This is a genomic window from Endozoicomonas numazuensis, assembly GCF_000722635.1.
Lineage (GTDB): Bacteria > Pseudomonadota > Gammaproteobacteria > Pseudomonadales > Endozoicomonadaceae > Endozoicomonas_A > Endozoicomonas_A numazuensis.
On sequence record NZ_JOKH01000006.1, the window covers coordinates 307,779 to 323,435 of the forward strand.

Annotated in this window: 11 protein-coding genes, 1 tRNA gene and 1 pseudogene; 6 read left to right on the plus strand and 7 right to left on the minus strand. The window is 46.3% G+C overall.

Annotated elements, in window-relative coordinates; genetic code table 11:
• Nucleotides 1–158 precede the first annotated feature (158 nt).
• Nucleotides 159–2,960: an insulinase family protein gene (locus GZ78_RS22155; protein ID WP_081869990.1), complete on the minus strand. Its 2,802-nt coding sequence runs from the start codon at nucleotides 2,958–2,960 to the stop codon at nucleotides 159–161.
• Nucleotides 2,961–3,394: 434 nt separating this feature from the next.
• On the opposite strand from GZ78_RS22155, the gene GZ78_RS22160 reads away from it, so the two are divergent.
• Nucleotides 3,395–4,693, plus strand: a complete 1,299-nt coding sequence (locus GZ78_RS22160) for an inosine/guanosine kinase (RefSeq protein ID WP_034841035.1) — start codon at nucleotides 3,395–3,397, stop codon at nucleotides 4,691–4,693.
• Nucleotides 4,694–4,782: 89 nt separating this feature from the next.
• Here GZ78_RS22160 and GZ78_RS27815 read toward each other — a convergent pair whose 3' ends face one another.
• Entirely contained in the window at nucleotides 4,783–6,747 is a 1,965-nt protein-coding gene (locus tag GZ78_RS27815) for a leucine-rich repeat domain-containing protein (protein WP_051786446.1), read from the minus strand.
• 217 nt (nucleotides 6,748–6,964) lie between these two features.
• Between GZ78_RS27815 and pdxH the strand changes: the two genes are divergently transcribed.
• The gene (gene pdxH / locus GZ78_RS22170) at nucleotides 6,965–7,630 is read left to right on the plus strand and encodes a pyridoxamine 5'-phosphate oxidase (RefSeq protein ID WP_236631652.1); all 666 of its coding nucleotides are present in this window, start codon (nucleotides 6,965–6,967) and stop codon (nucleotides 7,628–7,630) included.
• On the plus strand, nucleotides 7,627–8,523 hold the full coding sequence (locus tag GZ78_RS22175) for a DNA replication terminus site-binding protein (protein ID WP_034841038.1): 897 nt from the start codon (nucleotides 7,627–7,629) through the stop codon (nucleotides 8,521–8,523). The genes pdxH and GZ78_RS22175 overlap by 4 nt, the downstream gene beginning before the upstream one ends.
• A 143-nt stretch (nucleotides 8,524–8,666) precedes the next feature.
• On the opposite strand, the gene GZ78_RS22180 is transcribed toward GZ78_RS22175, so the two are convergent.
• Nucleotides 8,667–8,918 carry a GrxA family glutaredoxin gene (locus GZ78_RS22180; RefSeq protein WP_034841042.1) on the minus strand — a complete coding sequence of 84 codons (252 nt, stop codon included), beginning with the start codon at nucleotides 8,916–8,918 and terminating at the stop codon, nucleotides 8,667–8,669.
• A gap of 245 nt (nucleotides 8,919–9,163) precedes the next feature.
• Here GZ78_RS22180 and GZ78_RS22185 point away from each other — a divergent pair, with 245 nt between their 5' ends.
• On the plus strand, nucleotides 9,164–9,700 hold the full coding sequence (locus tag GZ78_RS22185) for a hypothetical protein (RefSeq protein WP_034841045.1): 537 nt from the start codon (nucleotides 9,164–9,166) through the stop codon (nucleotides 9,698–9,700).
• Here the strand turns inward: GZ78_RS22185 and GZ78_RS22190 are convergent.
• From GZ78_RS22190 to GZ78_RS22200, 3 genes are all read right to left on the minus strand, one after another.
• On the minus strand, nucleotides 9,697–11,853 hold the full coding sequence (locus GZ78_RS22190; protein WP_161787462.1) for a tRNA(Met) cytidine acetyltransferase TmcA: 2,157 nt from the start codon (nucleotides 11,851–11,853) through the stop codon (nucleotides 9,697–9,699). The genes GZ78_RS22185 and GZ78_RS22190 overlap by 4 nt on opposite strands.
• Entirely contained in the window at nucleotides 11,853–13,154 is a 1,302-nt protein-coding gene (locus tag GZ78_RS22195) for a sulfurtransferase (protein ID WP_051786448.1), read from the minus strand. The genes GZ78_RS22190 and GZ78_RS22195 overlap by 1 nt, the downstream gene beginning before the upstream one ends.
• 130 nt (nucleotides 13,155–13,284) lie before the next feature.
• Nucleotides 13,285–13,920, minus strand: coding sequence for a peptidylprolyl isomerase (locus GZ78_RS22200; RefSeq protein WP_236631653.1), 636 nt, complete (start codon nucleotides 13,918–13,920; stop codon nucleotides 13,285–13,287).
• 283 nt (nucleotides 13,921–14,203) lie between these two features.
• Here GZ78_RS22200 and GZ78_RS22205 point away from each other — a divergent pair.
• Nucleotides 14,204–14,280 (plus strand) — tRNA-Pro (locus tag GZ78_RS22205).
• Nucleotides 14,281–14,656: 376 nt separating this feature from the next.
• On the opposite strand, the gene GZ78_RS22210 is transcribed toward GZ78_RS22205, so the two are convergent.
• Complete coding sequence (locus GZ78_RS22210) at nucleotides 14,657–14,899, minus strand: hypothetical protein (protein WP_034841048.1); 243 nt, start codon at nucleotides 14,897–14,899, stop codon at nucleotides 14,657–14,659.
• Nucleotides 14,900–15,155: 256 nt separating this feature from the next.
• Between GZ78_RS22210 and GZ78_RS22215 the strand changes: the two are divergent.
• A pseudogene (locus GZ78_RS22215) lies at nucleotides 15,156–15,657 on the plus strand (ISNCY family transposase); the annotation flags it as partial.

Genomic DNA, 15,657 nt, shown 5'->3' on the forward strand with positions numbered 1-15,657 from the left:
TTAATTTCAAGTTGTCACTAACTAATAGCAAAGTTATACAAAATAGTGTTACTTATTGTTGCTTCCCGGTAACAACGCCTGCTTTTACGGGATACATTTCGTACACGTATAAAAAAACCGGGATTTCTCCCGGCCTTCATTAAGATGCAAATGATAAATCAGTTTTTGCTAACTGCCTGCGTCTTACCTACTGATTCAACAGTTAGTCTGCCCTTGTCTTCAAGCACATCACTCAATGCCTGTTGTATCTCTTCAACGGAAACGGTTTCTACCTCATCAGCAATTTGCTTACGGTATTGGAAGCCGGTTTCCTTACCATCCAGGGACTGCCAAAAGCGGGAACTGCGCTCATCAAGGTTTGCATCTTTCTTGAGAAGGTCACCCAGCAACCCCTGACGGTATTGAGCTAATTCTTCATCCGTCAGTGATTTCATTCTTTCTTTCTGACCCTGCAAGAATTCAGCCACCTTTTTCTCAATACCCTCAGGCCCCAGAACGGGAGACTGAACGACAAAGATCAATCCCGGATGACGCTCGATAGGGCGAGCCCCGGCGAACACAATATAACCCAACTGCTGCTCAGTTCTCAGCTGATTGAAAAACGGTGTCGCCATTAATCTGCCAAGCAAAGAGTAGACGGCACGATCCCGGTCATCCGTATCAGGGCGCTGGAAATAACTGATATACAGCGAATCGTTATGGTTAAAATCTGCCTTGATAGTTCTGTTCTTCTCTTTCAACAAATTGAAAGGTTGTTTGAACTGACTACCACGATTTTCTTCGGTCAGTAAGGCTTTATCCACCAGCTCAGCAAGTTTCATGCTTTCTTCAGCGCTGTGATTCCCATGAACCAGCATTTCAATGAAGATAGAGCGATAGAAGTCTTTGGCATACTGTTTAACATCACTCAGTTTGACCTTTTCAGCTGCTGCCAATAAAACCTGATCATTACGGTAGTTTGGATAGAGATCCTGACTCAAACGGTCCATACCCAACCGATAAGGGGGCTGAAACTGCTTGTTCTTGACCCTTCTGATCAGTAAAGCCTTCTCCTGATCAAATTCAGCCTTGTCAGGGTTAAACTGCTTGATGGCTTTGAGAATATCTTCCAACAGCAGCCCCTGCTTGTCCTGATACCCAGACAGAGTGATAGTCAAACCTTCACGCCCTGAATTCAGACCATAGTTCAAACCGGCCTCTTTGGCTGGATAGCCATACTCGTTCAGGCTGCGGGATAACAGAGTGCGATAGAGTTGCAGTTGAATCACATCGTCTTCTGTTCTGGATGCTTTTTCTGTAGAAACCTTGATCCGCACATTGGCTCGGGGGACTTCAAAGCTACTGTCTGTCATACTCCAGACTTTAAAGCCCGGTTCTTCCAACAGCACCTGAGGCACATCGTCAGGACTGCTTTTTCTCTGCTCCAGATCCCGGGCAATAAAATCATTGCGTTTGGGTATCGTCATTTCTGCATGAACGCGCGGAGATGAAAGTCTTTTCACTAAAGTATCAGGCAAAGGTTTGATGCTGTACCGGGTCTTGAAATAAGGCTCGACCTGATCTGTATCCAGCTCTCTGGCAATCACAACCTGCCTCATGTTCGAGGGGGTCATTTGATTAAGCAGCTCACTGATCAGATCGGGATCAAAATCCTCGAACAGGTAGTTTGCCCTTAAAATATCTGCAGCAGGGATATCATGAATACGGGTAGCAAGCCCTGACGCGGTTTGTTGTGGATTGGCATCTTCCTGATAACGGAACCCAAGATCAGCAACCAAGCGACTTTCTTCGTATATCCAGGGCTCAAGACCCTGTTTACGAATCAAGTCCAGATAATCAAATACCTCAGCCGTGATCTCATCAACCTGTTCCAGACCTTTAGGGGTCAACTCCATACGGACTGAAAACTCACTGAACTCTCCAGGTACATCACTGGAGTAAGACGCCAGCGATTCAATCAGCCCACGCTCTTTCAGATAACTGTGCAGACTGCCCTCGCCTTCATAACCAATGACTCTCGCAAGATAGCCCAGAGGCTTCTTACGGTAATTTTCATACTGGCTGGGCACAGGGAAGCTCAGAGAAAGCACACGAGTGTCTTTTAAAGGCACCAGATTAATGCGAACACCCAGTTGCTCGGGGGTATAGGGTGGAAGACCAATATGAGTATCGGGTGACTTACCTTCTGGCACTCCGGCAAAAGATTCCTTCAGCCAACTCTCCAGAACATCAGGCGATTCCTTGCCATAAATGACCACCCCGATATTCTCAGCCACATAATATTGATCGTAGAACGATTTAAGATCATTCCACAAAGACTGGCCATCGTCATTAGAAAGCGTTTCCAGGCTGCCAATATTAAAACGGCTACGAGGATGAGCTGGATTCGAAGTAACATTCTGCGCCGTCAACAAACGCCAGCCATCTTCTTTGGCATGTAATTTATATTCAGAGTCAACCGCATTTCGCTCCCTGTCCACATAGGCAGGGTCCAGCGTTGGTGAAACAAAAAACTGCGCCAGTTGATCAAGCGCCGGTTTCAGCTTGTCACTGTTGATATCAAAGTAATAGTTTGTCCGTGTATTGGCTGTGTAGGCGTTGGCACTGCCGCCATGAGCACGGATGTACTCAAAATATCCGTCCACTTCCGGGTACTTTTCATTTCCCAGAAATAACATATGCTCCAGAAAGTGTGCCAGACCCAGACGGTTATCAGGATCTTGGAAGCTGCCCACCTTAACATCCACAGCCGCTGCCGCCTTGTCCGTATCCGGATCCGAGATCAGCAGGGCCTTAAGACCATTATCCAGCTCGACAAAACGGTAATCCCTGTCGTCAGCTGGACTTTTCACCACCACCTGGCTGTTATCCATTGCATTCCGTTCAGCTGTCACTGTACACCCACTTACCAGTACCGTTGCCAGCATCCCGGCAATCAGAGACATGCGTTTTAATGTCATAAAAAATTCCACACCTTAAAAAGGCCTTGATCACGACTGAATACTTTCTGCAAATAAGGCTAATTATCAAGGATATAGGTATCCTATTTACCGTTCTTTTACTGTTTGCACAGAAAGTGCATGCGTTTGTGCTTATTTTTTTATTATTCAAAAGTTTTGAAACCAGAATATAAAAGTAGCAGTCATGATCTATTTACACTTGTACCATAAAAAGGATTACAGATTCGAGCATTAAACCGCCATGAAGGTTAGAAACACTCTATCGCCCAGCGGGGTTGCAAAGAATTTTCACTATTGACCTACTGCCCGATGGGTTTGTATTCCCAAACATCTTGCTACCGCCTTTAACTCTGTCACCTCCGGGATATACCCATAGCATTTCCGGTTGTTTTGGTGAATAATCCGCCGCCTCCTGAATTAATCTTCCTGCTGAAATGAAGTTTCCTGGCCGTCGTAAAATTAAGCACTACTTCCCAGTCAATGCTGACAACCGGTTTGACCGGGAAAGCATGACCTTTGGGCATGCCCACACCTTCGTCTGTGGCATTGATCAAAACATCGTGGATATTTATGCCCATGTTGATGAATCCGTTTTAGCAGACTTTGGCTTGAACAAAGCCATGTCTCAGCTGATGAGCAATGAAACGGCCAGCCGTTTGTATCAGTTTCTGCAAGGTTATGATCTGATCGACAGTCAATATGCCGGTGGCACTATTGGCAACACGCTTCACAATTACTCCATTCTGGCGGATGACCGCTCAGTACAGTTTGGAGTCATGAGCCAGAACATTGCTGTGGGCGACTATGCCTACGGATACCTTTGCAATACCAGCTCCAAGGTAGATCTATCCTATTTGCAGCCTGTCGAAGGGCCTATTGGGCGCTGCTATACCCTGATTACGCCTGATGGTGAGCGTACTTTTGGCATTAGCCCCGGATTGATGAACGCTCTGACGCCTGAGTATATCTCTGAAGAAGTCATTCAAAACAGCTCTGCCCTGATGCTGTGTGCATATACTTTGGGTGATGCCAGTCTGCCTATTTATAACGCGACCCTGAAAGCCGCTGAACTGGCCTGCAAGCACCAGGTTCCGGTTGTTCTGACACTGGGGACAGCAGGACTGGTCGATGCCATCAAAGACTCCCTGACCGCCTTCATCGAAAAGTATGTCACTGTGCTGGCCATGAATGAAGACGAAGCGGCTTCCCTGACCGGCCATAAAGACCCTCTTCTGGCCTGTGAAGTTGCACTTGACCTGGCTGATATGATCCTTCTGACAGCAGGGCCGGACGGCCTTTATGTTGCGGGACATACCGAAACAGAACTGGCAAGAGTCACCGACAACCCCATTCTGTCAGCTGGCATCAGTGACTTTAATCGGTATGAGTTCAGCCGCCCATTGCTTAAAGCAAGCTGCGATCACCCTATGAAGGTTTACTCTCACATCAATCCATACATGGGCGGACCTGAAAAAATCAAAAATACCAACGGTGCCGGTGATGGTGCTTTGGCTGCAGTCATTCATGATATGGCGGCTAATGCTTTCCACCAGCAGGTATTACCCACATCGGGTAAGCATAACCGAACCTGGCTGACCTATTCGTCGTTCTCACAAATTTGTAAGTATGCGAACAGGGTCAGCTATGAAGTACTGGCACAGAGTTCACCCAGGCTCTCAAGATCTTTACCAGAAAGAGAAGATTCTCTGGAAGAAAGTTACTGGGCTAAGTAAATCATGTCGCCCTTCTATTGGTTGCCTTCAAAATGAATTGAAAGCAATCAATAGAAAGACAAGATAATGTTGACGGGCTGGAAGTGTCTTTATAATTCAGATAAGTACTGTTCTTTCGTTCTAGTCGGTAAAGGCTCTCCCTTTACTACTTTTACAGCTGCCTCACGCAGAAATTCCTTTTTTTCTAACTCTTGCTGCTGAGCCAGCAGTTTTGAAAAGATATTAAACTCGTGCTCATTAAGATTGTCGTACTCATCCGTTAACAATTCTACATATTTGTCGCCGATGTCCTGAATATAACCAAAGTAATCCCCATCCAGTTTATCAACAAAAACCTTCCACTCCAGTAAGTCATCTATGACCTGCTGCTCAGTTCTTGCGGCTAGCTTATTGGTTACATCGTCACAAGCTTTGGCAATGTCTTCTTTGGTGATCCGGGAGTACCACCCCCATTTCATTTGCTGACCTGACTCAATAGGTAGATCCAATACTGCCTGTAACCCCAACAAATAAGCCAACCTCACTTCAATCTGATCAGGCTTTCTCCGCTGCTCTTTTGTAAGAGGCTTACCAGACTCTATATCTGCCTTATATTCCCTTTCAATATCTGCAAACCGATCATCGGCCAGTTGTTCAACCAGCTTTTTAACATAAAGATCCCTTTGCAGTTTCACTAACTCTGACACCCCCCCTTTTTTCTCGGCTCTAACAATTTTAGCGGCCAGCTCCATATCATTAAGTCCCAACAAAGCTCTATCCTGACAACTGGAAACTGCTTCAACAGAGGCTGCAATACAAACACTCATAATGTCTTTGTCTTCAGCCATTGTTTTTAATAAGCCTGTCACCCTGCGAGCCATCGCCCGTGCTTCCGTAAACTTACCTTCTTTATAATCCCTGGTACCCACCAGCTTTTGTAGATGAAGAGTGATTGCATTGCTGTTAGAAGAGTCTTCAAATGCGGCAAGTAAATCATCTGGCATCAACTCTCCCGCCATTGAAAACCAGTTCTGCATGTTCTGCTCCAGAGAATAGTTTTCTGCCATCCCAACGCTCATACGTTTTGAGGCAAGGAGAGATAAGGTTGGATGTAATGGATGAGTCTTTTTCCATTCCAGTAAATCTTCGGCGACAAAAGCATTGCCTTGTAAAAATACCTGGCATGAAAGATTATTCTTATTCTTTATTTCAGTAAGCTGATCCGGTACTGCCTGAAGTCGGTTATAAGCAAGAGTCAGTTTTCGAAGATGTCGTAACTTGCTTAATCCCGAAGGCACTTCTGCAATGCTATTACGGCCCAGATAGACTTCAACGAGATGCTTACATTCAAATATTTCACGGGGGAATGTTTGAAAACGATTGCCAAAACAATCAAGCACCTCCAGGTGCTTCAAATTGCCGATCTCTGCCGGTAGAGATTCCAGCTGATTATCACTGAGCTGTAACACTTCCAGTTTTTTCATTCCAGGTACAGTGACGCTGTCAGGTAGCTTTTTTAAACAATTTTTCTTGCAGTAAAGTTCTCTTAACCGGGTCAACTTTGATATCGATTCTGGAAGTTCTGACAATTCATTTTCTTCGCAACTGAGAACGTTCAACCAAGTCAAATCACCTACCGTATTGGGCAAGCTGGTCAAATTAAGACCTTTTAAATCCAGCGTCTTTTCTCCCCGCTCTACACAAAGCTCAACTCTTTCAACGGCGTCCATTCTTGAACTTTTTTCTTCCGGCCTGGCTGCATCAACCCAGTTTTGCAGCTGCTCTTGTTGAGCATCTGATAATCCACCGACATAACCAATAGCTCGATCTGATAGACGAGTGACCGGAGTAGCGTCACCAAAGGTATTCCTGGCTTTATTCAGTACATAAAGACAGAGTGGCTGAACGACCTTTAGATAAAACCTTCCGTGCTTTGCCGTACGACTTTCTCTTACCGTCTCAGAAACACTCTTGTCTACAACCCGATCTTTTATAGAAGTAGACGCTTCATCTTCTCTGGCAGGAATAGATCTGGGAATCTGTGTTTCAACCGTATGGGGTTTCATGGGGTCCATGAGTCTGACTTCCGTTTTAATCCTTCAAAACTTTAATTAGTATAGGAGGTAGTCCCTTCCTGTTTTTTACAGTCACTTGAACCAGTCTCTGACAGTCTTTATAAATTGATCATTCAATAAGTCTGTCCCTTCAATATTCTGACGCTCAATGAATGATGCCTGTTCCCAGGAGTCTGTCAGTGTCTTGCGTTTCACTGAACTGAAGGGTTCATATACAATGGATTCACTACATCAGCGAAGTACAAACATGGACATCAGTCACCTGCGAGAAAACTATACCCAGGCAGGTCTGGATCTGGATTCTTTAGACTCCGACCCATTCCAGCAATTCGACCTTTGGTTTCAGCAGGCCGTCGAAGCACAGCTACCTGAACCCAATGCCATGAGCCTGGCCACAGTATCTGCTGAAGGTTTACCCAGTCTGCGTACCGTATTGTTGAAACATATCAGTTCAGAGGGTTTTGTCTTTTTCACGAACTACAGCAGCCGCAAGGCACAGGACATCACTGAAAACTCGAATGTTGCAATCATGTTTCCCTGGATACCCCTGGAGCGGCAGGTCATTGTCCGGGGAAGCGCCGAAAAAATCTCCAAGTCCGACTCTTTAAGATACTTCACCAGCCGTCCCCATGGCAGTCAGCTCGGCGCCTGGGTTTCTCAGCAAAGCTCCGTTATTACCGGCAGAAAAGTACTGGAAATGAAGCTGGAGGAAATGAAAAGAAAGTTCAAGGAAGGCAAAGTCCCACTACCAGACTTCTGGGGAGGCTACCGCATAGTTCCAGATTCCATCGAGTTCTGGCAGGGGCGCCCCAACCGGCTGCATGACCGCTTTCTGTACCGTCGAGAACAGTCTGACTGGTGTATAGAAAGGTTGTCACCATGAGTCAGAAAACGGCGGCCAGGATAGCCGTCCGGGATAGCCTGATTTATATGGTAACGGTCAACCGACAGTTTCGTGATCAAGTCTATGATGACAAGCTGCTGCCTGTCTGGGTCATGAAGTCTCCGGACGAAGATAAGGATGATCGCGCCCTGGCGGCTGAGACCAGCACGAAATTGATCTATAGCGACCAGCAGAACAAACAGGAAACAGCTCGACTCCCCGGCATTGTTGGTATTTCCAAAGAGACACTGCAAACCGGTGTAAAGCTCAACGAAGCACGAGAAAACTTCAAACAGGCTATGTCCGAATTCAGAAAACTCTATGGTGACAGCATCGAAGCCATTGAAGAAACTTCAGATGAAATACGTGAGAAAATGCTGGGAGGCTTACAGTTTTCCCACATCCATTTTGTCCAGAGTTATCGTCAACTGAAACTCTTTGAGACCCCACCCCGACGAGTTGGCTTCAGCTGGGCCGCTCATCACAGTGGTTCTGTGAAACTGTCTGCCAATGAAGCGATTGATCATCTGCGCAAGAAGTATCTGGCGTCCAGCGCCATCCACAAAGATATTCAGATTCTTGAACAGATGCCCGCCAGTGAAACCGTTATTATTAAAAGAATTCTGAGCCCACATCTTCGCGCCAACTTAACCTGGGCGAAAGACATTGAGCTGCTGCGAAAGGCAGATAAGGATTTGCGAAAACGGTATCCGGGTCAGATCAACACACCTCTGCCGGTGTTTGTCCAGCTGGAAAAAGGACAGCCATTGCCAGAATTCAATAAGATCAGAGCTTTTGATCCTTCAGCAAAACAAGAGCGACTTCCCCGCAGTGATACCAGATTGGTAAAAATCTCTGAGAACCCACACTCCCGAATTTATAAATACGCTTAAATTTGAGAGTTAACACGAATCAGTTGGCAGAGTTAGCGAATACCCTGCCAACTGTTTACTGTGAAAATCCAGCTCTATCAGACCCCGTAGTCATTTTCATGACTCAGGGGGAGCCGCATTTCCCGCTCATGACTGTTTGTCGGTCAACGGCTTACTTCTAATTCGTCTTTCAGATAAACAGCCAGCTCAGTGTATCCACCAATGTATCGTTGGCCGTGGAAAATCTGAGGCACGGTTTCAACCGGCTTGCCTACTGTTTTTTCCAGGTCTGCCTTGGAAATACCTTCTGCATGAATATCAACATACAGCATGGGCAACTCGCGGCTTTCCAATACTTCTTTTGCACGTACACAGTAACCACAGCCAGGACGACCAAAAACGGTAAAGCGATCCATAAAATCCCCCTAATTCCAACCAGAATTTAAATTCAGAAATGTTATGCCGCTAACTATAAACAGGTTGGCATGATATAAGAAATCAGTATTTTCTAACTGTTTGATAGATGAAATCTATCAGTCATTGCCGAACCCCCTTATTGCTTGTTAGTCTGAAGCCTGATGGACTTAAGTTTTCGAGCCTAAACCGACTTGAGTCCGAGAGACTCCTGGTATCAGCAACGGATTGCACAGAGGACATCTCCATGCCAAGGAAAGGTCTGACTTGCCTGCTCTTCTCCTTACTACCCCTACAGGTTGCAGCGTCCAATCTGATCGACCTGGCCCACAAAGCCGGTTTTGATCGCTGTGATTCAGCCATCACTACGGAATTCAAAGATTTAGCAGAACAGGGGAATGGTGTAGCCTCCACTGGCTATTTCAATGATCGCAGTTTCAATATCATGGCCACCTGGGGCAGTGAGAAAGACAGTGTCTGGAAAAACACCACTTTTATTAAATTTGGTCGCAACTGTCTGGCCTACAGCGTTATAGGCACAGTCTATGGTGACAGCTGCTCAAATTTTAATGAGAAAAACCCTCAATGGGGGGTCATCAAAGAACAGGGTGGCTTTACCTGGACAAAAAACAAGGGCGGTGTGAACGCCATTATGAAATCACTGCCCAATGGCAGCTGTGAGATCACTTACCGCATACATCAGAATTACGATGCCACCTCTCCACAAGCCGGCAAGGAAAAAAAGAAGTCCGCTAAAAAGACGCCTCAAAAAAAGGGGTCTTAGTAAACAATGCTCTGAACACATTGTTTTAACCACTGAATGGCCTGTTTTCTACCCGTCAGGCCATTGGCTCGAGCAATCTCTGACCAGTCATGTCCCTGTAGCACCTTTGCAATCAGCCCATTGATTGCTTTATGCGGAGCCGAGTCGTCCGTTACTTTTGATAACAGCAGAGATCGAACCGCTGGAAGACAACTTTCGAATAGCCGATCTGAACAGGCAAAAGAGTTCAGATCCATGATATCTCGCTGATCCAAAACAGTTTCAACATTTGAATGCGTAAAACGCAGTAACTCTCTAACCAGATCAGAGTCCATCTCTCTGAAAGCTCCCGACAGCTGCATCAGGAACCCCGAGTTAAAACGATCAACCATTTCCTGTGTCAGTCCATGAAAGTCTTTATTCAGTGACTTCAACACCATCATTGAGTAACAGCCACTGGCTGCCTCCCGGGTGATTCCGATACGAACAGGAATATATCCCGACTGTCCCCAAAAGGCTGCCAGTTCAGAGGTTGCACCAAAGCTGCTCCCGAGATAATCCAGTTTTCTGAGCCTGGCCACTTCTTCAATACAGTTCAACAGATGTGACCCCAGCCCAGCCCGTTGCAACGAGGGATGCACCGCTATACGTATCACTCGCAATCCGGAAAAACCGGAAGCCTCTGGAAAACCACAGTGGTTACTGAGTGACTGAGGAATAAGATGGCCTCGCACTCTTCTTTGCCCGAGCCAAATGGCTTCGTGCAAACTGTCTTCTATTCCACCTTCCAGCGCCAACAATGCTGTGGCAACAACACGCCCTTGATACCTGAGACAATAAGTTTCTATATTTGGGCCGTCTAAAAGATGGCGAAGATCGAGGGGACGTGTACGATAATGGGCTAATACCAAAAGGCCAAACAGGTCGCTCAGTAATGGTTCGTCCTGAATAAGCTGAGCTGGTTTAATCCGTTCAAACAAACAATGCTGAATAGCAGCGGCCTGTATTGTCTCTTCAGGGGCCGGCACTGCATTCAGCATTAAGGCTTTAAAAACAAAACTCTCGAAGGGATCATTCTCCGCCCAACGAATAGGTTGCTTTAAATGCAGCCCCTTCCATTTGGGTGTCAGCTCACAAAGCGTTGACTTGAACTTTATCGCAAAGCCCCTGCCTGTACCTTCATATCCATGCCGGGTCGAAGAGAAAACAATACGGGCCTGTTTTTTTAATAAATGCGTCAGAAGAGGCACAGGAATAGCAGCCGCTTCATCCACCAGCATCAGTTCACAATCAGCATGGCAATCCGAGTGCAGAAGCTCATCTGGAGCCTTGAATTCAAGTATTTTATCTTCCCAAAGCAAACTTCCCCGGTGGGTTTCACACCCTTCGAGCAAAGTTTCAGCCGTTTTGAACACCACTTCAGCAGAAGCCAGGGAAGGAGCAGTCACCCAGATTCGTGAGAGACCGGATTGCATTAAACGGGCTGCAGCAATACCCAGTGCGGCACTCTTGCCACGCCCTCGATCGGCAGTCAGCACTAATGGACGACGACGATGACCTTTGGCCACACGAAGTATGGATTCAACGGCCAGAAATTGATCCGATGTTCTACATGCGCTGTCGCTGAATGATGGCGCCTGCACGGGCTCAATGTTGGTATCTGAAACATAACTGCGGAAGTTATCCTGCTGCCACGACGCCTCTTTGTTCTCACGTAGCAGCGAAAGCGAAGTGTCCTGCTCTATAAGTTCTGCCAGTCTTTTAAGATAGAACCCTGAGATGTGCTCAGTCTGGAAGGGATAAACCGCTAACCTTTTATGGTCTGGGTCGCAATAGTCAGGCCAGTCAGTCCACTCCGGTACCAGAAGGACAAACAGGCCGCCGCCCTTCAAAGCACCACTGATTTGTCCAAAGGCATCGACATCAAAACCGGAAAAAGCATTAAATACAATACAGTCGATCTCACGCCCTAACCAACCCACTGCTTTAGTAGCAGAGATAAAAGGCTCACCTTCTTTAAAACGCTCACCCACCCAAAGTGTTTCCTGCCAGAGCGTTTTTTCAGACAAACCCTCAGCATGGTTCTGTGCCCAAACCTGACTGCCTGATAATACAATGAATGAACGGTGGTGACGGTCCGCAGCCTTTTTAAGAATTGACTCTACCTGTAACACTAACCTGCATCCACTGGTCTGGAAGCATCGCTGCTCCACTCCATCCATCCGCCGTCGTACACAGCAACATGGTCATAGCTCATGAGACTGGCCGCAAACCAGGCCAGACTGGCGCGCCAGCCAGTGCCACAATAAAAGGTGATAGAGTCTTGTTTTTCAATACCGTATGGCTGCCAGTATCCTTCCAGATCACGAAACTCTCTGAGAGTGTTATCAGGGTTCAGATAATCTTCCATACGATAGGTTTCAGACCCTGCCCTGCCCCACAGAGCTCCGGGAATTCTTCCAGCAGTCGGGATGTATTGATAACCACTGATTGCACCGATGTATTCTCGCCAGGTGCGGATACTCACTAAATATTCTTTTTCATTTTCCAGTATTCTTTCAACCGCTTCGGTATCCACGAGTATATCGGGTTCAGCCGGAATACGGCCGCCAAACTGTCTGACGGGCCTTGCTGAATTAATACCTCGTTCTACCGGAAAGCCTGAGTCTGTCCAGGCATCAAGACCGCCATTTAAAAGACGTACATCCTTAACACCAGCGTACTGTAGAACAAACAGAACTCTTGCAGCAGCTGTCATATCATCGCCATAAACAACGATGGGGGTCTCTTTTGTAATACCCAGCCTCAACAGCACTGACTCCAGCCTCTCAGACTCTTTAATGTTCCAAAGCGGCTCTGATTCGATACTTCCCGTATCAACATGCAAGGCTCCGGGAATGTGCTGAACCACATAGCGAGCCCCTTTTCCCCAGGAAACATCAAGCACCATCAGATCAGAATTAACCTTAAGTTGCTTATCAAGCCACTCGGGGGTTACCAGTCTTTCATAGCCCGGTAATTTGTCCGGCTTGCCACCCTGGGTCAACCAGAAAGAGAACCCCTTTTCAAAAACCCGAATACGTTCTTCTTTAAAGCCTTGTTCAGCCACCAGCCACTGGGCAACGACCTGAGCGTCCTGTTTGTCCCGGCCATAGACCACAATGTTGTTCTCAGGGGATATCCCCTTACTGGTCAGGAGATTCTGAACATGACCAGGGTCAGCCGCCATCCAGGCAAGGTCAAAATTCCTGGCGCCGGGAATATGCCCACCTTCCGGGTCTTTTCCCGAAGGCCAACCGTTATACCAATCACTATCACGAACATCGACCAGTACCCAGTCTTGTTCCTGTATCAATGTTTCCATCACAGGTTGATCAACCGATTTTAATTCCAGCCTGTTATTCCAGAAGGTGTCACAGGCAGTGAGTACCGGTAACAGCATGATTAACAGACAATATTTAGCCCAATGCTTCATGGAGCCTTAGTTACCTGAAAGTTATAGTGTGCCTCATCTGACTGACTGAACGAGCCAGCCAGAATGAGGCTAATCTCCATAGCACTGCAGTATTACTTTGGGGTTATTCCAATCTAAGCGGTGCTTATGGTTATTTAGATTTCTGTTCTTTAGTGGGGACTATTTTAACTCTTTCAACTGCCAGAATAGTTACAGATTCAACCGGAACATTAGCATGAGGTCCCCTGTTACCGGTTTTGACGGCAGCGATAGCATTCATAGTCTCGTCACCCTTAATCACTTCGCCAAACACAGCATAACCCGGACGGCCTGCACGATTATTCAGAAACTCATTATTCACAAGGTTGATAAAGAACTGAGAGGTAGCACTGTCCGGATTAGGGGTTCTGGCCATAGCAATCGTACCACGACTGTTTCTTAGCCCATTACCTGACTCATTTTTGATCGGGGCGTCTGTTGCTTTTTCGCTCATATCTGACGTCATTCCTCCCCCCTGGATCATAAATCCGGGCATCACCCGATGAAACACCAGACCTTTGTAAAACCCTTTATCTACATAGGAGAGAAAGTTCTTAACGGTGACAGGCGCCTTCTCTGGGTTCAGGCGAATCGTCATATCACCTTTACTGGTTTTCATGATGACATCTACAGGCTGAGCAGTGCTTACAGCAGGTTTAGTCGGCGCGGCTGCTTTTTGTTCTGCCATCACCTGACTGGCGACCAGTAAAAAAGAGACAGTAAGAACCGTTTTAATTGTTTTAAACACCAGCGTTTCCCATAAGTGATGATCATCCAGGTCGTTATCCTACTGGATTAGTCTGTAAGGCTATAGTGCGACAAGTCGAAAAAATGAACATTTTCTATGAAAATGCCGCTCTATCAGACCCTGTAGCCATTTCCATGTTTCGGGGTGAGCCGCATTTCCTCGCACAGCATCCATAGGACTTGTTCGTACCCTAATCCCTTGTTGTTATAGAAGAAAATCAGACTAAGACTTGCAAAACAGTATTAGAAAGGTAATATACGCCTCGCCGCACAGAGCGGCACGTCGGAGCGTAGCGCAGCCTGGTAGCGCACCACAATGGGGTTGTGGGGGTCGGAGGTTCGAATCCTCTCGCTCCGACCAGTATTTCCAAGGCTTACGGCCTAATCGGACTTTTCAAAAAATAGCGACGGGACTCAAACGAGACTGTCCTTATACCTTCCTGATTTTCTTATCCTTTCAATCTGACGATATATTCTCACCAATCCTACGACTGTGTGCTTGCCGTTGCATATTTTATTTGTGAAGTAAAGGGATTGGGTTTAGCATTTGCTAAACGTCTGTCTTTTTGGCAGACTGCCCCCTGTCCACACCTGACGCTGCTAGCAACAGTCCGTAGGTAGGGGGCAACTCCTGTTTAATTGGGTGGGACTCGTAATGCCGGGTATCTCACTGAATACAAAACCTTTTGGGAATAGGTGAGGGTCTGCCTATGGTGACTTGCTAAATTCCCTGCACTTTATTTGAGTTCTGTTTGATCAATGGTTTGAGAGAAAGACACAACAGAACTTATAGATGGGCTTTCGAACTTTATTCTAAGCTGTTCAAAAGAATATCTGGAATGCCTCAGAATTTTTGCCGCTGTCATTGACTTGACTCTGTTTTCCCAGTTTTGACCATGCTCCAATGAATCAGAAAGTATTTCAAGATTCTGTTCTGCTTCGATGGGGCTGAAGACTGGTTCATCGTCATCGCTTCTCATAGCAACTCCTATTAGTACAAAACAAATAAGCGCCGGCAGAATTTCATTTTATTCTAAAAAAGAATAAGAATTATTCTTTTTTAGAATAACTATGAATTAATTCTGTCGTCTGATTATATTCGACAACCGTTGCTGTTTCTTGTCGACAGCATCAAACCTTAAGTCAGTATTCAATCTGTCTTCTTCTATCTGCGTATCAGTTAGTCGACCTTCACCATAAAGCCTTTCTCTCTGCTTAATCCATTGGGAGCTTACACAGATATTACGACACTCTACTTCGAAAGATCCTGCCAAAAAACTTCAAAGGGACAAGGAAATCCGACAAGCCTGTCAGAACTACCTGAATGCCAGTCAGGCATTGATTGACAGAGCTGAAGAAACACTTCAGGACAAGGCGTTCATTACGATATGTCCAGCGAATAAATACAGTTCTATCCAGAAGTTTATCGATCATGGTAAGCGGCAGGTGGATCATGTTAAACGTCGATTGATCGACCATGAAAAAATCCCTCATGATGAAAAAGTATTCTCGCTCTTTCAGCCGCATACTGAGTGGATCAATAAAGGTAAAGCAGGTGTTCCGGTTGAGCTTGGCGTCCGTTTGGCGATTGTTGAAGACCAGTATGGTTTTATTCTGAACCATCGGGTCATGGAGAAAGAAACCGATGAAAAGGCTGCCGTTCCGATCATCCGGGCAACCAAAGCCGCCTTTCCATCTTTGAGCGTTTGCAGTTTTGATAAAGGGTTTCACTCACCAT